Origin of the sequence: Pseudomonas sp. TAE6080 (assembly GCF_018732265.1) — a bacterium.
Lineage (GTDB): Bacteria > Pseudomonadota > Gammaproteobacteria > Pseudomonadales > Pseudomonadaceae > Aquipseudomonas > Aquipseudomonas brenneri.
On the sequence record NZ_JAHIDY010000035.1, the window covers coordinates 1 to 22,734 of the forward strand.

Annotated in this window: 16 protein-coding genes; 9 read left to right on the plus strand and 7 right to left on the minus strand. The window is 61.6% G+C overall.

Going from position 1 to position 22,734, the window contains the following annotated elements; genetic code table 11:
* Positions 1 to 79 precede the first annotated feature (79 nt).
* Positions 80 to 2,041 carry a methyl-accepting chemotaxis protein gene (locus KL786_RS22495; RefSeq protein WP_215518999.1) on the minus strand — a complete coding sequence of 654 codons (1,962 nt, stop codon included), beginning with the start codon at positions 2,039 to 2,041 and terminating at the stop codon, positions 80 to 82.
* A gap of 55 nt (positions 2,042 to 2,096) precedes the next feature.
* Positions 2,097 to 3,767, minus strand: a complete 1,671-nt coding sequence (locus tag KL786_RS22500; RefSeq protein WP_215519000.1) for a response regulator — start codon at positions 3,765 to 3,767, stop codon at positions 2,097 to 2,099.
* Between the two features lie 275 nt (positions 3,768 to 4,042).
* Here KL786_RS22500 and KL786_RS22505 point away from each other — a divergent pair, with 275 nt between their 5' ends.
* The 4 genes from KL786_RS22505 (at position 4,043) to speA (ending at position 8,448) form a co-directional block, all read left to right on the plus strand.
* Positions 4,043 to 5,110, plus strand: a complete 1,068-nt coding sequence (locus KL786_RS22505) for a DUF2333 family protein (protein ID WP_215519001.1) — start codon at positions 4,043 to 4,045, stop codon at positions 5,108 to 5,110.
* 3 nt (positions 5,111 to 5,113) lie between these two features.
* A complete protein-coding gene (locus KL786_RS22510; protein WP_215519002.1) occupies positions 5,114 to 5,650 on the plus strand; it encodes an NUDIX hydrolase in 537 nt (178 codons plus the stop codon).
* Positions 5,651 to 5,966: 316 nt separating this feature from the next.
* On the plus strand, positions 5,967 to 6,338 hold the full coding sequence (locus KL786_RS22515) for a translation initiation factor Sui1 (protein WP_029297635.1): 372 nt from the start codon (positions 5,967 to 5,969) through the stop codon (positions 6,336 to 6,338).
* A gap of 196 nt (positions 6,339 to 6,534) precedes the next feature.
* On the plus strand, positions 6,535 to 8,448 hold the full coding sequence (gene speA / locus KL786_RS22520; protein WP_215519003.1) for an arginine decarboxylase: 1,914 nt from the start codon (positions 6,535 to 6,537) through the stop codon (positions 8,446 to 8,448).
* 9 nt (positions 8,449 to 8,457) lie between these two features.
* Here the strand turns inward: speA and KL786_RS22525 are convergent, their stop codons facing one another.
* From KL786_RS22525 to KL786_RS22540, 4 genes are all read right to left on the minus strand, one after another.
* Positions 8,458 to 9,972 (minus strand): M91 family zinc metallopeptidase, encoded by a 1,515-nt coding sequence (locus tag KL786_RS22525; RefSeq protein WP_215519004.1) that lies wholly within the window; start codon positions 9,970 to 9,972, stop codon positions 8,458 to 8,460.
* Positions 9,973 to 10,104: 132 nt separating this feature from the next.
* Positions 10,105 to 11,454 (minus strand): MATE family efflux transporter, encoded by a 1,350-nt coding sequence (locus KL786_RS22530; RefSeq protein ID WP_215519005.1) that lies wholly within the window; start codon positions 11,452 to 11,454, stop codon positions 10,105 to 10,107.
* Between the two features lie 160 nt (positions 11,455 to 11,614).
* Positions 11,615 to 11,914, minus strand: a complete 300-nt coding sequence (locus KL786_RS22535; RefSeq protein ID WP_215519006.1) for a DUF6124 family protein — start codon at positions 11,912 to 11,914, stop codon at positions 11,615 to 11,617.
* A gap of 376 nt (positions 11,915 to 12,290) precedes the next feature.
* Positions 12,291 to 12,590 carry a DUF6124 family protein gene (locus KL786_RS22540; protein WP_215519007.1) on the minus strand — a complete coding sequence of 100 codons (300 nt, stop codon included), beginning with the start codon at positions 12,588 to 12,590 and terminating at the stop codon, positions 12,291 to 12,293.
* Positions 12,591 to 13,163: 573 nt separating this feature from the next.
* Between KL786_RS22540 and KL786_RS22545 the strand changes: the two genes are divergently transcribed.
* Positions 13,164 to 18,065, plus strand: a complete 4,902-nt coding sequence (locus tag KL786_RS22545; protein ID WP_215519008.1) for an alpha-2-macroglobulin family protein — start codon at positions 13,164 to 13,166, stop codon at positions 18,063 to 18,065.
* A 151-nt stretch (positions 18,066 to 18,216) separates the two neighbouring features.
* On the opposite strand, the gene KL786_RS22550 is transcribed toward KL786_RS22545, so the two are convergent.
* Positions 18,217 to 18,510, minus strand: a complete 294-nt coding sequence (locus tag KL786_RS22550) for a hypothetical protein (protein ID WP_032859808.1) — start codon at positions 18,508 to 18,510, stop codon at positions 18,217 to 18,219.
* A gap of 99 nt (positions 18,511 to 18,609) precedes the next feature.
* Here KL786_RS22550 and pbpC point away from each other — a divergent pair, with 99 nt between their 5' ends.
* The 4 genes from pbpC (at position 18,610) to KL786_RS22570 (ending at position 22,704) form a co-directional block, all read left to right on the plus strand.
* Positions 18,610 to 20,940, plus strand: coding sequence for a peptidoglycan glycosyltransferase PbpC (gene pbpC, locus KL786_RS22555; RefSeq protein WP_215519009.1), 2,331 nt, complete (start codon positions 18,610 to 18,612; stop codon positions 20,938 to 20,940).
* 86 nt (positions 20,941 to 21,026) lie between these two features.
* A complete protein-coding gene (locus KL786_RS22560; protein ID WP_032859807.1) occupies positions 21,027 to 21,335 on the plus strand; it encodes a MazG-like family protein in 309 nt (102 codons plus the stop codon).
* The gene (locus KL786_RS22565) at positions 21,328 to 22,077 is read left to right on the plus strand and encodes a methyltransferase (RefSeq protein ID WP_032859805.1); all 750 of its coding nucleotides are present in this window, start codon (positions 21,328 to 21,330) and stop codon (positions 22,075 to 22,077) included. The genes KL786_RS22560 and KL786_RS22565 overlap by 8 nt, the downstream gene beginning before the upstream one ends.
* A gap of 24 nt (positions 22,078 to 22,101) precedes the next feature.
* Complete coding sequence (locus KL786_RS22570) at positions 22,102 to 22,704, plus strand: DUF4136 domain-containing protein (protein WP_029297619.1); 603 nt, start codon at positions 22,102 to 22,104, stop codon at positions 22,702 to 22,704.
* Positions 22,705 to 22,734 lie beyond the last annotated feature (30 nt).

Consider the following 22,734-nt stretch of genomic DNA (forward strand, 5'->3'; position numbering starts at 1 on the left):
ATGCTGCTGAGGCTGCTAGCTGAAACTGTCCAACTTTTCGGGGGCAGTCCATTTGATCTGCATGGGGCGGGAGATGGCGTCAGACGCGGAAAGCCTGCACGGCCGTATTAAGTTGCCCGCCGAGCACTAACAGATGCTCGCCCTGGCTGCGACCCTGGCCAATGCGCAGCAGGTTGTCCTCACCCAGTTGATGAATACGCTCACTGTTATCACGGATTTCACTGACCGCGCCGCTCTGCTGGGCCGTCACATCGGCAATGCGGATGGCTGTGTCGGAAATGGTCTGGATTGCGCCGACGATTTCATCCAGCGCGCCGTCGGCGGCCTGGGCTTGCTGGGCGGTGGCTTCGGCGTGTTCGACCTGGGCGCGCATGCCTTCCACCGATTGCCGGGCGGCGGTTTGCAGGCCGGCGATCAGGGTCTGGATTTCGGCGGTGGCGCCTGCGGTGCGCTGGGCCAGGGAGCGCACTTCGTCGGCGACCACGGCAAACCCGCGCCCTGCTTCACCGGCGCGGGCGGCTTCGATGGCAGCGTTGAGTGCCAGCAGGTTGGTCTGGTCGGCAATCGAGCGAATCACGGTCAGCACGCTGCCAATGGTGGCGGATTCTTCGGCGAGTTTTTCGATCATCTGCGCATTGTCCTGCACCTCGCCCACCAGCGCGTGCAGGCCGGTCAGGCTCAAGCCGATCACCCGCTGGCCATGCTCCACGGCCTCGCCGGCGCTGCGGCTGGCCCCGGCGGCCTGGCTGGCGTCGCCCGCAACCTGCTGGATCGTGGCTTCCAGTTCCCCTAATGAATCGCGGATTTGCGCAGTGTCCCCGGCCTGGCGTTCGGCGCCGTCATGCAGGCCGCCGCTCAGTTCGGCCAGGGCGCGGCTGCTACCGGCCACTTCTTCGGCGTTGGCGCGGATAGTCCCCACCAGGTTCACCAGGTAAGCCCGCAGGCGATTGAGCGAGGCTTCAATATCATGCAGTTCGCGGTTGGTGTGGCCCAAGGCAATTGGCTGGCTGAAATCGCCTTCGGCCCAGGTTGAAAGGGCCGGCGCCAGGCTGGTGAGCACTCGCGCCAGGCGCCGTTGCAGGGTGTCGATGAGCAGGGCGATCAACAGGATCAGGCCGATCATCACGCCTTGGATCACCCGCACTTCGCCCTGGATCTTGCCGTGTTGGGCGCGTACCTCGGGCTCCAGCGCGGCGATGGCTTGCTGCACGGTGTTGATTTTCAGGTGAGTGGCAGCGGCCAGTTCTGCGCGCTTCTGGATTTGCTCGCGGGTACGCGCAAGCTCGGCAGGGTAGCGCGTGAGCAGGCTGTTGAGTTCGCGCTTGAGATTCACGCCGGTGTCTTCGGCGGTAGCGGTTTCGCTGCTTTCCAGGCCCATCAACGCAGAAAAATCATCGCTGTTGGAGGCACTGCTGGCGGTCACACCCAGTAGCGGCAGTTGCTCAAGCAGGTCAGCCTGGCTGCGAATATTGGCCAGTTCACGTTCTACATCGGTGGCCAATTCACTGCGCCCGCTGCTCACCAGTTTGTCCCGCGCCAGGGACAGCTTGGCCAGGTGCTGCGAGGCTGCCAGCAACGGCGGCAGATAGCGCCCTGCATCGGCTGAGTTGACGCCCATGGCGTATTGGCTCAGTTGTTCCAGGCTGGCCCCCAATTCCCGCTCGGCTTGCAGCAGCAAGGCTTGTGGGTCGCCGGCCAGTTTGCCGGCTGCCAGCAGGTCGGTCTTGCTGAAGCCATCGAGGCCGAGCAGGCCGGGCCGCAGTTTTTCGGTCAGTTCAGGCGGCAATTCATCCAGGTGCAGCAGCAGGTTTTCCAGGCTCTGGCCGGCAGCGCTCAGGCGCAAGGCGTCGCCGCTGGCCAAATAGTCGTCGATATTGCGCGCGGTCTGGTTCTGGAACGCCTGGGACAGGCCCAGATAGCGCTCCATCAATAGATAAGGGCGTTCGAGGGCTCGTTGCGACCACCAGAGCGTAGCGCCCAGGGCCAGGCAAACGGCGACCAGCAGAAGGGTGTTCAGATTCGTCAGCAGCTTCAGGCGCATGCGTGGTTTCAACCAACGGCAGAAGGAGTAAGTGCCTGAAGTTATTGCGTTTTCGTTACAGCGTTATGACGGATTGGGTGGATTCTGGTGAAAAAGTGGCACTTTGCCTTGATTCGCCCGAAGCGTGGACCCGATTACGCCCGGCGTCCTTGGCGCGGTACAGCGCTTCATCGGCCTGGGCGGCCATCATCAGGCTGTCGGAGCCGTCACAGAGCTGCACCACACCGGCGCTGAAGGTGCACCACAAATCCTGGGGCTGGGCCGGGTAATGGATTTCGGCAAAGCGCCCACGGATTTCGTCGAGCACCTTGCATGCGGCGTCCAGGTCGGTGTCGGGCATGACGATGGCAAACTCTTCACCGCCGTACCGGCCGATATAGTCGGTCTTGCGCAGGCGTTGCTTGAGAAACAGCGCCAGGCTCTTGATCACGCGGTCGCCCATGGGGTGGCCGTGGCTGTCGTTGACCCGCTTGAAGTGGTCAATGTCGAGCATGGCAAAGCTCAGCGGCTTGCTCTCGCGGCGCGAGCGAAAGCTGCAATCTTCCAGCAGTTGCAGGATATGCGTGTGGTTGTACAGGCCGGTCAGGCTGTCGCGCACCATTCGCGCCTTGAGATGGCGGGCGCGGGCGGCGCGGTTGCGCACGGTGGTGATCAGGTGGCGCGGCTTGATCGGCTTGGTGAGGAAGTCGTCGCCGCCTTCGCTCATGGCATCGAGTTGCTTGTCCAGATCGTCCTCGGCCGACAGGTAAATGATCGGCACGCTGACATAACGGTCATTGTGGCGAATCACCTTGGCCAGCTCGGTGCCGGTGCAGGCCGGCATGTACATGTCGAGAATGATCAGGTCGGGTTGGAAATCCGCCAGTTCGGCCATGGCCTGGATCGGTTCGATCAAGGTGCGGGTAACGATCCCGGCGCTGTTGAGCAGGCGCTCGGTGTGCATGGCCTGGGCCCGGGAGTCGTCGATGATCAGCACTTTATAAGGCTCGTACTGGGCGACGCAGGTCAGGACCTCGATTTTTTCCAGCAGGCTTGAGGCTTCCAGGGTGCCGGTCAAAAACTCCTGGCCCCCGGCGCGCACGGCGGCCAGGCGGGTGGGGGTGTCGGTTTCGTGCAGGCTGAAGAACAGCAGCGGCAGTTTCTGCTCCAAGCCTTCCTGGGCTTCGGCGGCCAGTGTCAGGCCCAGGCCGGTGCCGCAGAAGTCCACGTCCATCACAATCGCGGCCGGCAGGCGTTCGGCCATGGACGAGCGGAAGGCCGCCACGCTGTCCAGGGACTGCGCGCTCAAACCAAAGAACTCCAGTTGCTTGGCCAGGCGCTCAGCGCGGTCGTGATCGGCCAGCATCACGTAGATGGGTTTGCGCATCGGCGGCAGGAAGGTCTGGTCCAACTGGTCGCCCTGGCGCAGGCCGGTGCGTGACAGGCGCTGCATCAAGCGGTTGAGGTCGGTGATCAGATGGCTGCTCAGGCGGCCACGGTTTTCATCCACAGCCTTGAGCGATTCGATGATGTGCCGGGCCAGTTGGCCGTGTTCGGGCTGTTCAAAACGCTCGGCAAACCGCAGCAGGCGCAAATTGGCCTCGCTGAGTTCGCTTAACTCGGCGTTCGACCACTCGCTGCGCTGCAAACGCTGCCAGATCTCAAGAATTTGACGCGCCTGATGAATTACCCGCTGGGCAAAGTGCTGCTTGAGACGCTCACGGCTGGGGTCTTCTGGCTCGGTCATATCCTGACTACTAGGTAAGGGTGCATGCTGAGATCGACTGGTGGCTCTATGCTAGCACCTCTTTTCCTTCGCACGAGTGTCATACGTCAATTAACTGCATCGTCCAAGTGATTCATTTGCTGACCGTTGGGTCGCATAGGCGCATCAGCGCCCATCCTTTATAGTTGAGTGCCATCTTTCTGCCAGCCCGATTAGAAAGCCCCGCACAGAGGGGCACGATGGGGTAGGGTTGTGGTCGTAGCTATTGAACTCAAGTGACTGAAAGGATATCCGCCATGCTGGACTGGAAAAACCGTGCAGGCAGCGCCCCAGGCCCAAGCCCTGCGCCCAAGTCGGCCTCCCGCAGCTATTTTCGTAACCTGCTGATGAGCCGTGCCCTGCTGACCCTGGTGGTCATTTACCTGCTGGTCACCGGCGGCCTGGGTTGGTACTGGAGCCAGGAGCCAGCCTTGTTCCCGGTCCAGCAAAATGCACAAATGGCCGCTGAAAAAGACGGCAAGCAAATGGTCATCGGCTTCACCACCGTCGAAACCGTCAAGACTGTGATGGGCACCCTGCTTAACAAGCCTGGCGGCTATATTTCCAACGACCGTTTCCCGCCAGGGTTGTGGATGGACAACACGCCCAGCTGGGAATATGGCGTGCTGGTCCAGGTGCGTGACCTGACCCGCGCCCTGCGCAAGGATTTCGCCCGCTCGCAATCGCAATCGGCCGAAGACGCCGACCTGGCCAAGGCCGAGCCGCGCTTCAACTTTGATAACAAGAGCTGGGTGCTGCCCTCCAGCGAGTCGGAATACCAGGAAGGCATCAACTCCCTGAGCCGCTATCAAGCGCGCCTGTCCGACCCCAACCAGAAAGGTGCGCTGTTCTATGCACGTGCCGACAACCTCAACAACTGGCTGGGCGATGTCGCCACCCGCCTGGGTTCGTTGTCGCAGCGCCTGTCGGCCAGTGTTGGTCGGGTCAAGCTCAACACCGCGTTGAAAACCGAAGCGCTGGCGCCGGGCGAAGTGCCGCAGGTCGATGAAGAAGTGGTGGAAACCCCATGGATGCAGATCGACAACGTGTTCTACGAAGCCCGTGGCCAGGCGTGGGCCCTGTCCCACCTGTTGCGCGCTATCGAGGTCGACTTCGCCGACGTGCTGGCCAAGAAAAACGCCACCGTCAGCGTACGCCAGATCATTCGTGAGCTGGAGGCGTCGCAGGAAACCCTGTGGAGCCCGATGATCCTCAATGGCAGCGGCTACGGCGTATTGGCCAACCACTCGTTGGTGATGGCCAACTACATCTCCCGTGCCAACGCGGCGGTGATCGACTTGCGCCAACTGCTGAACCAGGGTTGAGTCATGGTCGACAGCACCAAGGAGGTCGCGCACCGCGCGGCCTCGGATGCCGAACACATTGCCTGGGTCGACGAGCAGGACAACCTGCTCGGCGCCCTGGTGCGCTCCGATTTGCGTGAGCGCGGGCTGATCGGGCGCGGCACCTACATCATGCTATTCAACTCAAAGGGCGAGCTGTGCGTGCATCGCCGTACCCTGAGCAAGGCCATCTACCCAGGTTACTGGGACGTGGCGGCGGGTGGGATGGTGGCGGCGGGCGAGAGCTATGAGCAGTCGGCGGCCCGTGAGTTGGAAGAGGAGTTGGGCGTCAGCGGTGTTGAATTGACCGCCCACGACCACTTTTTCTTCGAGGATACGGGCAACCGGCTCTGGTGCTCGGCGTTTTCGGCGGTCTGGGATGGGCCGCTGCTGCTGCAGCCCGAAGAGGTGCTGGAGGCGCGCTTTATGAGTATTGAAGCGGTGCTTGCCGATATCGAGCAAAAGTCCTATTGCCCCGACTCCCTGGCGGCCTTAAAACGCTATCTGGCCGCGCGTCGCTAAAGTTGCATAAATTGGCGCCATTTGGCTCTTAGCAAGTAGGCTTTTTGCCGTTACACTGCGCGACTTTTCAAGCCGAACCGCTACAGCGTCTCCCCGGCCCCCTGTAGGAGCGAGCTTGCTCGCGAAAAATCCAATGCCACCGCGTGCTGTCTGAATGCCCGCGTTATCGTTGACGATTTTCGCGAGCAAGCTCGCTCCTACAGGGGGCGGTGAGGCCTTGGCGGTTCGGTAGCGCTGCCCCTGCCTGAGTGGGGCTTCGCGGTCAGCCGCCCATTGCGGGCACTGATCAGTCTTCATCCTCCCAAGAGGATTGCCGGTGGCCAAAAAAGCCGCATCCTTCGCCGCCCTTGGTGGCCTGGTGTTTTCCACCGACGCAGGTCGGCATTGCCCGGACTGTCGCCAGCCCGTGGACGCCTGTACCTGCAAACAGACCCTGATTCCCGAAGGTGACGGCATTGCCCGCGTGCGTCGCGAGAGCAAGGGCCGTGGCGGCAAGACGGTGACCACCATCACCGGCGTGCCCCTGGCAGCCGAGCCACTCAAGGAATTGGCCACCGTGCTGAAAAAGCGCTGTGGCACCGGTGGCGCGCTGAAAGACGGGATCATCGAAATCCAGGGCGATCACGTCGAGTTGCTGTTGGCCGAGTTGATCAAGCTCGGATACAAGGCGAAGAAATCCGGCGGCTAGCAGCCTCTGTGAAACCCGCACCGACGAGCGTACTCGTCGACTCCATGGTTTCACAGAGCCTGTTCCTGACCGGTGTCTAAACTCTGTCCTGCAAGTGGGGTCTACCCCTCTCACAGGCAAATCGTCATTTTCACTCTTTAGACTGCGCCAGCCTCTGACTTGGGTGGCGCTCTTCGACTTTATATAGGGGACTTCGATGTCCGTACGACGCACACGCAAAGACGATGGCAGCCAATGGACAGTTGCGGACAGCCGCAGCGTTTACGGGATTCGCCATTGGGGGGCCGGGTATTTCGCGATCAATGATGCCGGTCGCGTTGAAGTCCGTCCGAACGGCCCGAACAGCTCGCCCATCGATTTGTACGAGCAAGTGGACGAGCTGCGCAAAAGCGGCCTGTCCCTGCCATTGCTGGTGCGCTTCCCGGATATCCTGCAAGACCGCGTGCGCCAGCTGACCGGTGCCTTCGACGCGAACATCGAGCGCCTGGAATACCAGAGCAAATACACCGCGCTGTACCCGATCAAGGTCAACCAGCAGGAAGCGGTGATCGAGAACATCATTGCGACCCAGGACGTGTCCATCGGCCTGGAAGCCGGCTCCAAGCCTGAACTGCTGGCCGTGCTGGCCCTGGCTCCGAAGGGCGGCACCATCGTCTGCAACGGTTACAAGGACCGTGAGTTCATCCGCCTCGCGCTGATGGGCCAGAAGCTGGGCCACAACGTGTTCATCGTGATCGAGAAAGAGTCCGAAGTGGGCCTGGTCATCGAAGAAGCCGCCAACCTCAAGGTCAAGCCACAGGTCGGCCTGCGGGTGCGCCTGTCGTCCCTGGCGTCGAGCAAATGGGCAGACACCGGTGGCGAGAAGTCCAAGTTCGGCCTGTCGGCGGCGCAACTGCTGTCGGTGGTCGAGCGCTTCCGCGCGGCCGGCCTGGACCAGGGCATTCGCCTGCTGCACTTTCACATGGGCTCGCAGATCGCCAACCTGGCGGACTACCAGCACGGTTTCAAGGAAGCCATCCGTTACTACGGCGAACTGCGCAACCTCGGCCTGCCGGTGGACCACATTGACGTCGGCGGTGGCCTGGGCGTGGACTACGACGGTACCCACTCGCGTAATGCCAGCTCGATCAACTACGACATGGACGACTACGCCGGCGTGGTGGTGGGCATGCTCAAGGAGTTCTGCGACGCGCAGAGCCTGCCGCATCCGCACATCTTCTCCGAAAGTGGCCGCTCCCTGACCGCCCACCACGCCATGCTGGTGGTGCAGGTGACCGACGTCGAGAAACACAACGACGACGTGCCGGTGATCGAGAACAAGGAAAGCCTGCCCGAAACCGTGCAATGGCTGGTCGACCTGCTGGGCCCGACCGACATTGAAATGGTCACCGAAACCTACTGGCGCGCCACCCACTACATGAGCGACGTGGCCGCCCAGTACGCCGACGGCAAGCTGACCCTCGCGGAAAAAGCCCTGGCCGAACAGTGCTACTTCGCCGTGTGCCGTCGCCTGCACAACTCGTTGAAAGCCCGCCAGCGCTCGCACCGCCAGGTACTGGACGAACTCAACGACAAGCTGGCCGACAAGTACATCTGCAACTTCTCGGTATTCCAGAGCCTGCCGGACACCTGGGCCATCGGCCAGGTCCTGCCGATCCTGCCGCTGCACCGCCTCGACGAAGAGCCGCTGCGCCGCGCGGTGCTGCAGGACCTGACCTGCGACTCCGACGGCAAGATCAAGCAATACGTCGACGAGCAGAGCATCGAGACCAGCCTGCCGGTACATGGCTTGAATGAAGGCGAAGACTATCTGCTGGGGATCTTCCTGGTGGGCGCCTACCAGGAAATCCTCGGTGACATGCACAACCTGTTTGGTGACACCGACTCGGTGAACATCTACCAGCGCGAAGACGGTTCGGTGTACAGCGCCGGGATCGAGACCCACGACACCATCGAAGACATGCTGCGCTACGTGCACTTGTCACCGGAGGAGTTGATGACCCACTACCGTGACAAGTGCGCCAGCGCGAAGATCACGGCGGCCGAGCGTACGCAGTTCCTGGATGCGCTGCGGTTGGGCCTGACTCGCTCGTCCTACCTGTCTTCCTGATCCATGGGCTTATCCGATGCGCGGCGCCTCATCGATGTCATATCGGTCGCGCAACGGAACGCCCATTTCTTCACGCAAGGCATTCTCCGTGAAGGGCGCCGGGTTGGTTGTGATGGCTGGGGTGCTTGGATCGTTGTCAAAGTCGAAGGGCGTGCTATCGGTGGGTAGTCCGATTGCTTGATATTCTGCCTTCGCAACGGTCTTCGGCGCCCCATTTGTGAGGATGGGCTTTCCATCGGCCGTTTTTATTGTTTCTTCGCCAGGTATGAAGGTGCCTGTGGCCCCATTGAATGCATGAGCCAGCTCATGATGAAGGGCAATCTGCGGCGTGATGGAAAAGTCTTTCTCGAAGTGGTCGGGTAGAAAGGCTATTTCAGGGTGGGTCGAAACCGATCCGGGCTGGTTATTGTTTATAAAGCCAAGTTCCGGGCGAAACTGATGGTTTTTATATTCATTGTCCGGTATTTCATCTCTGTACTTGTTTCTGAAGTTGTAACTGTTGCTGCCGAGAATTCGAGATTGGGTAAGGGTAATAGGTGCGCGCGACTCATTAACAAAGCGGTCCATTTCCTTTAATGTATGTTGGCCGGTGGGTGAGCCTCTCAGTTGCTCTATAATGTCTTCCGTCTGTTCAATGAATTGTTCTGTGCCTTCTATTTTCAAGCCGATTTTGCCACTCTCTGCATACTCTAGGATTGTGGTTTTTGCTTGGGCGTTGGCGTTGATGTTGTCTGTGGACTTTGCATAAATCTTATCGTTTTTATTGTAGGCGTATACGGTGTCTACGCCTTGCCCAGTATAGAAAGTGGTCTGGTTATATCCTGCGAGAGTATCATCTCCAAGCCCCCCGTTTAAAACGACTTTGCCAGGCCCTGCATAAAGTTGATCATTCCCCCTGTCGCCATTGAGAAATAGCAGCCTGTCAGCCGGGCCCGCGCCAGCGAACAGACGGTCATTACCTTTACCGCCAGACATCACTGCATTACCAGTGCCTGCCACCATGATGTCGTTGCCGTCTCCACCGAAAGCGACGGTATGCCCACGGCCTAATTGAATGTAATCGTTGCCCTTGCCACCCTGTACGGTATTTGCATTGCCATCTATGTTGATAAAGTCGTCGCCATCCCCACCGTCAATGTGCATTTCTATGCTGATGCGCTTATCAATGGATATATGGTCGTCCCCACCGTCGGCTTTGATTCTCAATGAGTGGTTCTGGTTGTCTGCGTAAAGTGGGAGTTTGTAGTCTTTACCATTGATCGAGGCGTTGAGCTGATTGTTTTCATCAGCGCTGATATGGATCTTGTCTGAACGATAAGAGGTATTAATCAGGACTCGGCTGACCGGAGTCAGGGATTTGCTGTGCGGGTCAACTCTGTGGGTTGATAGAAGCATGATCTTGGCGTTGCCATCATTTGCTAATACATCGATATGAGGCTCTGGGTCTTGCAGTGTGGTGTTAGTTGTCGGTGGGGCGGTGGGGTATCCGATAGGCAATGTTGAAGTAGGAGGGGACGTCTTCATAAACAATACCTTTGGCCGTTTTGGGTATAAGAGCTGGCTAAAGTTTTGTGGTTGAAATTGCGGGAAGGTGCCAAGAAGATTTGCAAACAATAGTTTCGAGTAGGCTGTTTTAATCGATGAATACTGGCGCAGCTAGTGCGCCGAGTCAGTGAACCAGCGATCCTGGCGATTCAGGCGCCAGGCAATCGCCCATAGGGTCAGGCTACGCAGGACCATGAACAGCAGGAAAGTCAGCCACAATCCGTGATTACCCAGACCTTGCAACGCCCAGGCGAGCGGCAGGGTCAGCAGCACCGTCAGCAGCATGCCGTTGCGCATCTCCCGCGCGCGCGTAGCGCCAATAAACAAGCCGTCCAACAGATAACTCCACACCGCAATCAACGGCAGCACCGCCAGGTACGGCAGGTAGATATCGGCGGTTGCGCGCACGCTGGGGATATCGGTCTGCATGGCGATAAACAAGTGGCCGCCGAAGGTGAACAGCAGCGCAAAACCGAGGCTGGCGATCAGCGACCAGCCGCAGGCGACTACCAGTGAGCGGCGCAAAGCCTGGCGATCACGGGCGCCGATGGCGTGTCCGCAGAGTGCTTCCACCGCGTGAGCGAGCCCGTCCAGCGCATGGGCCGTCAGCAATAGCCCGTTGAGCAGCAGGGCATTGGCCGCGACCGTGGCATCGCCCAGCCGAGCGCCTTGCACCGTGATCATGAAAAACACCGATTGCAGCGCCAGGCTGCGAATGAAAATGTCGCGGTTGACCGCCAGCAGCGCACGCCAGCTTTGCCAGACCTTGAGCGCCGCCCAGGCAATATGCCCGGGGTAGGCGCGCAGGGCTTTTTGCGTGAGGGCCAGGCCGAGCAGGGCGCCGGTCCATTCGGCAATCACCGAGGCCCGGGCCGAGCCGACCACGCCCCAGTCCAGGCCCAAAACGAACCACAGGTTCAGGGCGATATTCACCAGGTTTGTGGTCAGCAGAATCGCCAGCGGTGCCCGTGCGTTTTGCGTGCCGAGGAACCAGCCCACCAGCGCATAGGTGGCCAAGGCGGCGGGCAGGCCGAACAGGCGGGTGTGGAAAAACTCGCGGGTCAGTTGGTTCAACTCGGCCGAAGGCTGCATCCATTCCAACGCCAGATGGCTCAGGGGAATGCCCACCGTGCCCAGCACCATCGCCAACCCGAGGGCCAACAGCAGGCCTTGCAGCAGGATTTGCCGTAGCGCCGCACCATCATTGCGCCCGGCCGCCTGGGCGGCGAACCCGGTGGTGCCCATGCGCAGAAAACCCATGGCCCAGGCCAGGAAGGTATACAGGCTGGCCCCCACGGCCACGGCGCCCAGTTGATGGGCGTGGGGCAGGTGGCCGATAACCATGCTGTCCACCAAGGCCACCAGCGGCACCGAGATATTCGACAGAATCATCGGCGCGGCCAGGGCCCAGACACGGCGGTGAGTGGGACGGTGACGCCAGTCGGTGAGTAAGGTGGACATGCGGGCTCCTTGGAGGAGCGGCATTGTAACGCTGCATGGACAGCACCGCAGACACAATGTGGGAGCTGGCTTGCCTGCGATAGGGGTGTGTCAGGCAACTGATTTGTTACTGGTCCACCGCCATCGCAGGCAAGCCAGCTCCCACATTTTTTGACCGCGTTTATGCCGGGGGATGCAGGCACTCGATGGAGCGGTCGACCGTGGTCTTGGCGATTTCCAGCAAATGCCACACCGCCAGCACCTTGGCCCGTTGGGTGCCGGGCAAGTGTTCGCCACAGTCGAGCACGGTGGCCGAGGCGCTGTTCAGCAGGCTGGCGGTGTAGAGCAGGGAGTCTTCGAAACTCAGTTCTTCGCTGACTGAGTGAAAGCCCTGGGTCGGTAGATAGTGGCTGAGGGCGCGATTGAATGCGGCGCGGTCGTTGAGAAGGTCTGTTGGTGGGTCGGGGACAATCTTATGCATGGTGTAACTCCGCTAAAAGGTAAGGACCGATACCCGTCGCGACTAAACAATGGGTGGCGGCTGTACGCAGGTTAGTCGACCGGTCAGCGGAACCCGGCGCACCCGAAGGTGCCCTGCGCACAGCCACCATGAAACGTGGCAATGACTTGGGCTCGCTGGCTCCGGGCGACTAAACCCGATCACTGATAAGCAGTGACGGACCGCAGACTAGTCACCCATCCCAACAGGCACAAGGCGCCAAGGATTGTCTAGGAAACGTCCTGCGATTTAAAGGGATGCGCCTTGCTGGCCCTTTACAAACCATGACCAAATGCCAGCCACCCCACCGATCCAAATGTGGGAGCTGGCAAGCCAACTCCCACATTTTTGACCGCGTTTATGCCGGGGGATGCAGGCACTCGATGGAGCGGTCGACCGTGGTCTTGGCGATTTCCAGCAAATGCCACACTGCCAGCACCTTGGCCCGTTGGGTGCCGGGCAAGTGTTCGCCACAGTCGAGCGCGGTGGCTGAGGCGCTGTTCAGCAGGCTGGCGGTGTAGAGCAGGGAGTCTTCGAAACTCAGTTCTTCGCTGACTGAGTGAAAGCCCTGGGTCGGTAGATAGTGGCTGAGGGCGCGATTGAATGCGGCGCGGTCGTTGAGGAGGTCTGTCGGTGGGTCGGGGACAATCTTATGCATGGTGTAACTCCATATGGTTTGGAGCTGACATCCGTCGCGACTAAACGAAGGGTGGCGGCTGTACGCAGGTTAGTCGACCGGCCATATGGCAAACCGGCGCACCCGAAGGTGCCCTACGCACAGCCACCATGAAACTTCATGAGACCATGCGCCATATAGGATCCGGGCGACTAAACCCGATCACTGATAAGCAGTGACGGACCGCAGACTAGTCACCCATCCCAACAGGCACAAGGCGCCAAGGATTGTCTAGGAAACGTCCTGCAATTTAAAGGGATGCGCCTTGCTGGCCCTTTACAAACCATGACCAAATGCCAGCCACCCCACCGATCAAAATGTGGGAGCGGCGGTGCGACGATTCGACTTGCTCGCGAATGCGGTGGATCAGTCAACCTATATATTGGCTGATCCACCGCATTCGCGAGCAAGCCCGCTCCCACAGGGGATTTTCTACGCTTTTGAGGTAGTCGAGAACCAAACCGCCCTCCGTCGGTCAATGTGAGCAGCGCCACAGCCACTTGGCTGGCACTGATATATAGTTCACCCCTCAGACACCCCGACAACGAGTGCCCCATGCTTAACAAAGGATTGTTCCTGGCCTGCGCGCTGGCCCTGCTGAGCGCCTGCGATTCTTCCGATAAACCGGCTGCACCCACTGCCCCTGCGGCGGCGGTGACGGCGCCAAAGCCGGCCAAGGCTGCGGTGGATGTGGCGACGCTCAAGCAGCGTTATGCCGGCCGTGAGTTAAGCGTGGTGGACGTGTCTGAGGTGCAACTCGATGGCGCCAGCACGTTGTCGGTGAGCTTTTCGATCCCGCTGGACCCCGAGCAGAAGTTCGCCGACAAGCTGCACCTGGTGGACAGCAAGTCCGGCAAGGTCGACGGTGCCTGGGAGCTTTCCGACAACCTGATGGAGTTGCGCCTGCGCCACCTGGAGCCCCAGCGCAAGCTGGTGCTGACCGTGGACGCCGGGCTGCGTGGGGTCAACGACGCCAAGCTCGCCGCTGAATACACGGCACGCCTGGAAACCCGCGACCTGCAAGCCACCGTCGGCTTCGCCAGCCGTGGCACCCTGTTGCCGACCCGCCTGGCCGAAGGCCTGCCGGTGATCGCGCTGAATGTCGACAAGATCGACGTCGAATTCTTCCGCATCAAACCCGAATCGCTGCCGGCGTTCCTCGCCCAATGGGGCCGCAATACCAGCCTGCAAAGCTATGAATCCCGTGAACTGTTGCCCATGGCCGACCTGGTCTACGGCGGCCGCTTCGACCTCAATCCTGCGCGCAATACCCGTGAAACCCTGCTGCTGCCCATCGCCGGTCTCAAACAACTGCAACAGCCGGGCGTGTACCTGGCGGTGATGCGTGCTTCGGGCACCTACAACTATTCGCAGCCGGCCACGTTGTTCACCCTCAGTGATATCGGCCTGTCGGTGCACCGTTACGCCAACCGCCTGGATGTGTTCACCCAGGCGCTGGAGGGCGGCAAGGCGCTGGATGGCGTCGAGCTGGAAATCCTCGATGCTGAAGGCCGCGTGTTGGGCCAGGGCAAGACCGAGAAGGGCGGCCACGCGCAACTGCCGCTGCCGAAAAAAGCCCAGGTATTGCTCGCCAAGCAGGGCGAGCAGACCAGCCTGTTGCGCCTCGACAGCGCAGCGCTGGACCTGGCCGAGTTCGATATCGGCGGCCAGCCCGCGCACCCGCTGCAATTCTTTGTGTTCGGCCCGCGCGACCTGTACCGCCCTGGCGAAACCGTGCTGCTCAACGCCTTGCTGCGCGACAAGGACGGGAATGCCGTCAAGCCGCAACCGGTGAGTGTCGAAGTACGCCGCCCGGATGAGCAGGTCAGCCGCAAATTCGTGTGGGACGCCGATGCCTCGGGCCTCTATCAATACCAGCTGCAACTGGCCGGAGAAGCGCCAACCGGGCGCTGGCAACTGGTGTTCGACCTGGGTGACGGCAAGCCGCAACTGTACGAATTCCTCGTCGAAGATTTCCTGCCAGAGCGTCTGGCCCTGGAGCTCAAGGGCAGCGATACACCGCTCAACCCCGGCGACAATGCGGTTATCCAGGTCAATGGCCGTTACCTCTACGGCGCCCCTGCGGCGGGCAATCGCCTGAGCGGGCAAGTGTATGTGCGGCCGTTGCGTGAGGCGGTCAAGTCGCTGCCGGGTTATGAGTTTGGCTCGGTGACTGAAGAAGAACTGAGCCAGGATTTTGAACTGGATGAAAGCGTGCTCGACGCCAAGGGCGAGGAAAAACTCACCCTGGAAAGCAAGTGGAGCGAGGCCAAGTCGCCGCTGCAACTGATCGTCCAGGCCAGCCTGCAAGAGTCCGGCGGGCGCCCGATCACTCGGCGTCTGGTGCAGCCGGTATGGCCGGCCGAGCAACTGCCCGGCCTGCGTGGCCTGTTCGATGGCAAGGAAACCAATGGCGATGGTCCTGCGGAGTTTGAAGTGCTGCTGGCCAACCAGCAGGGGCAGAAACTCGCGGTCGACAACCTCAAGGTGCGCCTGATTCGCGAACGCCGCGACTACTACTGGAACTACTCGGACAACGATGGCTGGAGCTATCACTACAACGAGAAATTCCTCAACCTCGATGAGCAGACCGTCAACATCAAGGCGGGCGACACGGCCAAGGTCAGCTTCCAGGTGGAGTGGGGCCCGTACCGCGTCGAAGTCGAAGACCCGCAGACCGGCCTGATCAGCAGCAAGCGCTTCTGGGCCGGTTACCAGGCCCAGGACAACACCGAAGGCGGCGCCGTGCGCCCCGATCAGGTCAAGCTGGCGCTGGACAAGCCGGCGTATGGCGATGGCGATACGGCCAACGTCACCGTTATCCCGCCGGCGGCCGGCAAAGGCTACCTGTTGGTGGAGTCCAGCGAAGGCCCGTTGTGGTGGCAAGAGATCGACGTGCCGGCCGAAGGCAAGAGCTTTGCGGTGAAGCTCGACCCGAAATGGTCGCGCCATGACCTGTATGTGAGTGCGCTGGTGATTCGTCCCGGTGAGCGCAAGGCCAATATCACGCCCAAACGTGCGGTAGGCTTGCTGCATCTGCCGTTGGATCGTACCCAGCGCAAACTGGGCCTGACCCTTAGCGCGCCGGAAAAAATGCGCCCCAAGCAGCCACTGACGGTGAAAGTCGCAGCGAAAAACGCCGACGGCAGTGTGCCTAAGCAAGTGCATGTGCTGGTGGCTGCGGTGGACGTGGGTATCCTCAATATCACCGAGTACCCGACACCGGATCCGTATTCCAGCCTGTTTGGCCGCAAGGCTTATGGCGTGGACCAGTTCGACATCTACGGCCAACTGATCGAAGCCGGCCAGGGCCGCCTGGCCAGCCTGGCCTTTGGTGGTGACGCGGCGCTGGCCAAGGGCGGCAAGCGCCCGGATACCAGCGTCACTATTGTGGCCCTGCAAAGCGCACCGGTGACCTTGAACGAGAAAGGTGAGGGTGAGGTCAGCGTCAATATCCCCGACTTCAACGGCGAACTGCGCCTGATGGCCCAGGCCTGGAGTGACGACCGCTACGGCATGGCCGAAGCCAAGACCGTGATCGCCGCGCCACTGATTGCCGAGCTGTCGGCCCCGCGCTTCCTCGCCGGAGGTGACCAGACGCGCCTGGCGCTGGACCTGTCCAACCTGTCGGGCAAGTCACAGAAACTGGATGTGCAACTGACCGCCGAAGGGCAACTGACCCTGCTGGGCGAGCCGTCCCACAGCGTGCAACTGACCGAAGGCCAGCGCACCACCTTGCAGATCCCGGTGCGCGCGCTGGGCGGTTTCGGCCAGGGCAAGGTCAAGGTCACGGTCAATGGCCTGGACCTGCCGGGCGAGAACCTGCCGGCGTTTACCCGTGAATGGACATTGGGCGTGCGCCCGGCCTATCCGGCGCTGCTCAAGCAATACCGTGCGGTGCTCAAGGATGAAGCCTGGAGCCTGCCGGATGCTGAGCTGGCCTTGTTTGAGCCGGCTGGGCGTGAGGCGTTGCTGAGCCTGTCGAGCCGGCCGCCGTTGAACCTGGGCGAGCAGATTCGTGCACTCAAGGCCTACCCGTATGGTTGCCTGGAACAAACCGCCAGCGGCTTGTACCCGTCGCTGTATGCCGATGCCACCGTGCTGGCGCGCCTGGGTTTGACCGGCGAGCCGGATGCCGAGCGCAAGCGCAAGATCGAATTGGGTATCGAACGCCTATTGGGCATGCAGCGCTACAACGGCAGCTTCGGTTTGTGGGGCGCTGATGGCGAGGAAGAGTACTGGCTGACGGCCTATGTCACCGACTTCCTGCTGCGCGCCCGCGACCAGGGTTTTGCGGTGCCGTCTGAAGCGCTGAAGAAGGCCAGCGAACGTCTGCTGCGGTATGTGCAGGAGCGCAACCTGATCGAGGTCGACTACAGCGACAACGCCGACCACGCACGCTTCGCCGTGCAGGCCTACGCCGGACTGGTGCTGGCGCGCAGTCAACAGGCACCGTTGGGCGCATTGCGTAGCCTGTTCGAACGCCGCAGCGATGCGCGTTCCGGCCTGCCATTGGTGCAGTTGGCGATTGCCTTGCAAAAGATGGGCGACCAGCCCCGTGCCGACCAGGCATTGCTGGCCGGTCTGGCGGTGAAACGCAAAGCCAATGAATGGCTGGCCGACTACGGCAGCCCGCTGCGTGACCAGGCGATGATCCTGGCTCTGCTCGAAGAAAACGACTTGGCCAAGGGCAAGCGTGAAGAGCGTCTGTTCGAACTGTCGGACCAGATGGCGGCCAGCCCATGGTTGTCGACCCAGGAGCGCAACTCGCTGTTCCTCGCCGGTCGTGGCCTGCTGGGCAAGCCGGAAACCAACTGGACTGCCCAGTTGCGCAGCGGCGGCGAAACCCGCGAGCTGAACAACGGCCAGTCCGGCCTGAAGCTGGAAGGCCCGTTGCTGGCTTCACCGTTGACCTTGCGCAATCCAGGCAGCGAGCCGATTTACCAGCAACTGAGCATTTCCGGTTATCCGCAGCAGGCGCCAGCAGCCGGTGGCGAGAACCTGAGCATTCGCCGTGAGTACCTGGGCATGAATGGCCAGCCGTTGAACCTGCAGAACCTGCGCAGCGGTGATCTGGTGCTGGTACACATTGCCGTCAGCGCCAACAAGCAGCGGGTACCGGATGCACTGGTGGTGGATCTGTTGCCGGCCGGCCTGGAGTTGGAGAACCAGAACCTGGGGCAGAGCGCCGCCAGCCTGGAAAACGCCAGCAGCCAGGTCAAGGAGTGGCGTGAGTCGATGCAGAATGCGTCGATCAAGCACCAGGAGTATCGCGATGATCGTTATGTTGCTGCGCTGAACCTGGACGGCTATGGCACCACGCACCTGCTGTACCTGGCCCGTGCGGTCACACCTGGGACATATCGCGTACCGCCACCGCAAGTGGAGTCGATGTACCGGCCGAACTGGCAGGCAGTGGGGGAAACCCCGGCGGATATGGTGATCAAGGGGCGTTAAGCGCCCCACCTGTGGGAGCAGGCTCTATCTTTAATGTGGGAGCGGGCTTGTGTGGGAGCGGGCTTGCCCGCGATAGCGGTGTATCAGCCGCCGAATGTATCGGCTGAAATAGCGCTATCGCGGGCAAGCCCGCTCCCACAGGTAAGGGGTGTTAATGCACAACCCAACTGAGCAGCCACAGCCCGAGCATCAACCAGATAATCCCCATGATGATCGAGGCCCGCATAAATGCCCGGACTGCCGAATACAGCAGCATCAGGCCAATGATCAGGGTGATGATGCTGACGATCGAGGTATCCATGCCCAAGGTACGGGACAAGCCATCGATAAAATTGCCGCCGGCATTGGTCAGGGCGCCGAACAGGCCGCTGAGCCCGTCGACGATAAAACGGATGACCGAACCGAGCGCCTGGCCCAGCCATTCGAAAAAGCTTTCTACCTGCATATGAATTTCCTGATGAAAGGGTGGGCGTATCTGCCGGACCTGAGCCTTTGGTCGTTAATCGCCTGGGCGAGTTCCCTTAAAGCATAGAGGTTTGCCCGTTTGAATTTGCGATTAGTTGCACGCTGGACCCTGGGTAGCCTGTTGTTGGTGGTTGCCCTGCTCTGGCTGGCCGACCGCCTCTGGCCTTTGCCCCTGCCCAAGGACGACCTGGCCCGCGTGGTGCTGGCCGAAGACGGCACGCCCTTGTGGCGTTTCGCCGATGCCAACGGCGTATGGCGTTACCCGGTCGCCACCGGTGAAGTCTCGCCGTATTACCTCGATGCGCTGCTGACCTACGAGGATCGTTGGTTCTACCAACACCCCGGCGTCAACCCGCTGGCCCTGGTGCGGGCAACCTGGCAGAACCTCACCGGTGCGCGGGTGGTGTCGGGCGGTAGCACCTTGTCGATGCAAGTGGCGCGCCTGCTCGATCCGCATTCGCGCACCTTGCCGGGCAAGTTGCGCCAGTTGTGGCGTACGGCGCAGTTGGAGTGGCATCTGTCCAAGGACCAGATCCTCAACCTGTACCTGAACCGCGCGCCCTTCGGCGGAACCTTGCAGGGAGTGGCGGCGGCCAGTTGGGCGTATCTGGGCAAGTCGCCGCAACAGTTGACCCATGCCGAAGCGGCCTTGCTCGCGGTGCTGCCCCAGGCACCTAGCCGCCTGCGCCCGGATCGCCACCCGTTGCGCGCCCAGGAAGCCCGGGACAAAGTGCTGCGGCGGTTGGCCGAGTTCCAGGTCTGGCCGCAGTCGGCGGTCGACGAGGCCCTGGAAGAACCCCTGTTGCTGGCGCCGCGCCTGGAACCCAGCTTGGCGCCGCTGCTGGCACGCCGCCTGAACCGTCCCGACAGCCCGCCGCTGATTCGCACCACTATCGACGCGACCCTGCAACGCCGTCTCGAAGACCTGCTGCTGGGCTGGCGCGCACGCCTGCCGGAGCACACCTCGGCGGCCATCCTCGTGGTAGAGGAAGACAGCATGGCCGTACGCGCTTACCTGGGCTCGGTGGATATCAACGATGCGCGACGCTTTGGCCATGTGGATATGATCAGCGCCCTGCGCTCGCCGGGCTCGACCCTCAAACCCTTCCTGTATGGCATGGCCCTGGACGCGGGGCTGATTCATTCCGAATCGCTACTGCAGGATGTGCCACGGCGCTATGGCGATTACCGGCCGGGCAATTTCTCGATGGGTTTTACTGGCGCGGTGCCGGCCAGTACGGCGCTCTCCAGCTCGTTGAACCTGCCGGCGGTGCAATTGCTGGAAGCCTACGGGCCCAAGCGCTTTGCCGGGGAAATGCGTATCGGCGGCATGCCCCTGGCGTTGCCGGCGCTGGCCGAACCGAACCTGGCGTTGATCCTCGGCGGGGCTGGCAGCCGTCTGGAGGACCTGGTCGGCGGCTACAGTGCGTTGGCCCGTGACGGCAAGAGCGCGGCGATTCGCTTGCAGCCTGGAGATGCGCTCAAGGAGCGTCCATTGTTATCGCCGGGTTCTGCGTGGATCGTGCGGCGTATCCTCAGTGGCCAGGCACGGCCGGATCGTGATCCCCGGGCCGAGTTGGTACAGCGCCCGGTGCTGGCCTGGAAGACCGGCACCAGCTACGGCTTTCGCGATGCCTGGGCTATCGGGGTCGGGCCACGCTACTTGATTGGCGTGTGGATCGGTCGCCCGGACGGCACCCCGGTGCCGGGCCAGTTTGGCCTGGCCTCGGCGGCGCCGTTGATGCTGCAAGTGCACGATGTGCTGACCAACCGCGACAGCCAGCGCGGTATTACCGCGCCCGTCAAACCTGTGCCGATGAATGTCGGCGTGGCGGCGATCTGTTGGCCCCTGGGCCAGCCCATGAGCCGCAACGACCCCAATTGCCGGCGCCAGCGATTTGCCTGGACGCTGGACAACACCACGCCACCGACTTTGCAGGCCCTGGACCAGCCCTTGGGTGTCGGCTTGATGGAAACCGTGTGGATCAATGCCAAGGGTTTGCGCGTGTCTGCCAGTTGTCCGGGCGCGGTATCGCGAGACATTGCCCTGTGGCCTGCACCGCTGGAACCGTGGTTGCCGAGGATCGAGCGGCGTGACGCACGCATCCCCGCGCCAGACCCGGATTGCCCGCCGCCGGCGTTGGCGGCGTCATCGCCGTTATCGGTGGTGGGCGTGCGTGAGGGGGATCAACTGCGATTGCCGGCAGGCAGCCAACAGCAACTGCGCCTGAAACTGTCGGCGTTGGGCGGCAGTGGACGGCGCTGGTGGTTCCTTAACGGGGCGCCGCTGGGCGACAGTGCCAACCAGGACAGCATCAATGCCAGCCTGGAACAGTTGGGGCGCTATCAACTGAGTGTGCTCGATGAGGCGGGGCAGACGGCCAGGGTTGAGTTCAGCGTGGTTGATTAGAGCGCGATGGCGCCCAGACAGGCGCCACAAATTTAGTTGCCATCCCTGCCCTTGAGCCCGAAGCTATACCCCTTCAGGAGCGCCCCATGAATCTCGAACACCTCACCGAACGCATGCATCGCATCCGCGATAACAACGACTGGAAACAGTTCCACAGCCCGAAAAACCTGGCCATGGCCGCCAGTGTCGAAATGGCTGAACTGGTAGAAATCTTCCAGTGGTTGAGCGAAGACCAATCCCGCCAGTTACCCGCCGACAAACTCGCCCACGCCGGCCAGGAAGTGGGGGACATCGTGCTCTATCTCCTGCTGTTGTGCGGTGAACTGGGCCTGGATATGAACCAGGTGGTAAACGCCAAGCTGGCCGATAACGAGCGGCGGTTTGCCCATGAGTGATCGTCATTTCGACCAGTTGGCCACGCGCTTTGCCGAGAAAATCTACGGCGGTGCCAAGGGCGCGATTCGCCTGGCCGTGTTGCAGGCCGACCTGATCGAGGCCCTGCCGGATCGCCCCTTGCGCGTGCTGGATATCGGCGCAGGCCTGGGCCATATGTCGTTGTGGCTGGCCGAACGCGGGCATCACGTGACATTGGCCGAACCTGCCGAGCCGATGCTCGAAGGCGCCCGCCAGCGTTTCGCCGAGGCGGGGCAGACTGCAACCTTCATCCAGGCGCCGTGGCAGGACCTGTTGGGTCAGCTCACCGAACCCTATGACCTGGTGCTGTGCCACGCGGTGTTGGAATGGCTGGCCGAACCCCATGCGATCCTGCCGGTGCTGCACCAGTTGACGACGCCGGGCGGCTGGTTGTCCCTGGCGTTCTACAACCGCGATGCGCTGATTTACCGCAACTTGCTCAAGGGCCACTTTCGCAAGATGCGCAAGAACGACATGGCCGGCGAAAAACAGAGCCTGACCCCGCAACAACCCCTGGACCCACGGGAATTGGCGGCGCAACTTGAAGGCTTGTGGCAGGTCGAAAGCCAGAGCGGGGTGCGGGTATTCCACGACTACATGCCGGTGGAGTTCCAGGCCCGCGCCGATTTGCAGGACTTGTTGGAGATGGAGCTCGCTCACCGTCGTCACCCAAGCTTTGCCGGACTTGGGCGTTATTTGCACTGGATCTGCCGTCCGGTTTAAGCGGCCCAGTCTGCGGAGATCGAAATGAAGCGCTGTGCATTGATCCTGCTGTGCCTGGGGCTGGGGGCCTGCTCCAGCAACAACCCTTATGTTGCGGCGTCCAAGCCGATGCCGCCGGCGCCTGCCCAGGCGGCCAACACCTTTGACGCCAGCGCTTACCCGGCGCCGGTGCGTGATTATGGCGCCTACCGCAACTGGGCCTGGCGCAACGGCCAGTTGCCGGCGGGCTCGGCCTGGGCAGATCCTGCGCAGATCGCCGAAGCCGTCAGCGGCGCCCTCGACCAGCGCGGCCTGCGCCCGGTGCATGACCAGCGTGCGCCGGACTTGCTGGTCAGCGCCGATGTGCACCTGGAGAAGCGTCTGCGTCAGGTGCAGGACGATTATGGCTATGGCTACGGTGGCTACAATCGCTATGGCAACGGCTACGGCATGTACAACTCGGTGCCGATTGTGCGCACCTATGAAGTGCAGGTCGTGGTGGTCCGGGTCAACCTGTTCGATGCCCGCACGGGCCAGCCGGTGTGGAGCGCCAGCGCCGAAACGGGCAGCCAGGGTAGCTTGAGTGAGCGCGGCGATGCCTTGCGCCAGGCTGTGCAGAAGGCGATGACGGCGTATCCTCCGAGTTAACAGCTATTCTCATCTCAGGTTCGGTTTGCC

Coding starts and splice junctions, on each gene's coding strand:
- KL786_RS22505 (WP_215519001.1), top strand. CDS start 4,043: ATGCTGGACTGGAAAAACCGTGCAGGCAGCGCCCCAGGCCCAAGCCCT.
- KL786_RS22550 (WP_032859808.1), bottom strand. CDS start 18,510: ATGCAGGTAGAAAGCTTTTTCGAATGGCTGGGCCAGGCGCTCGGTTCG.
- KL786_RS22500 (WP_215519000.1), bottom strand. CDS start 3,767: ATGACCGAGCCAGAAGACCCCAGCCGTGAGCGTCTCAAGCAGCACTTT.
- KL786_RS22545 (WP_215519008.1), top strand. CDS start 13,164: ATGCTTAACAAAGGATTGTTCCTGGCCTGCGCGCTGGCCCTGCTGAGC.
- KL786_RS22535 (WP_215519006.1), bottom strand. CDS start 11,914: ATGCATAAGATTGTCCCCGACCCACCAACAGACCTTCTCAACGACCGC.
- KL786_RS22525 (WP_215519004.1), bottom strand. CDS start 9,972: ATGAAGACGTCCCCTCCTACTTCAACATTGCCTATCGGATACCCCACC.
- KL786_RS22565 (WP_032859805.1), top strand. CDS start 21,328: ATGAGTGATCGTCATTTCGACCAGTTGGCCACGCGCTTTGCCGAGAAA.
- KL786_RS22540 (WP_215519007.1), bottom strand. CDS start 12,590: ATGCATAAGATTGTCCCCGACCCACCGACAGACCTCCTCAACGACCGC.
- KL786_RS22530 (WP_215519005.1), bottom strand. CDS start 11,454: ATGTCCACCTTACTCACCGACTGGCGTCACCGTCCCACTCACCGCCGT.
- KL786_RS22510 (WP_215519002.1), top strand. CDS start 5,114: ATGGTCGACAGCACCAAGGAGGTCGCGCACCGCGCGGCCTCGGATGCC.
- KL786_RS22560 (WP_032859807.1), top strand. CDS start 21,027: ATGAATCTCGAACACCTCACCGAACGCATGCATCGCATCCGCGATAAC.
- KL786_RS22495 (WP_215518999.1), bottom strand. CDS start 2,041: ATGCGCCTGAAGCTGCTGACGAATCTGAACACCCTTCTGCTGGTCGCC.
- KL786_RS22570 (WP_029297619.1), top strand. CDS start 22,102: ATGAAGCGCTGTGCATTGATCCTGCTGTGCCTGGGGCTGGGGGCCTGC.
- speA (WP_215519003.1), top strand. CDS start 6,535: ATGTCCGTACGACGCACACGCAAAGACGATGGCAGCCAATGGACAGTT.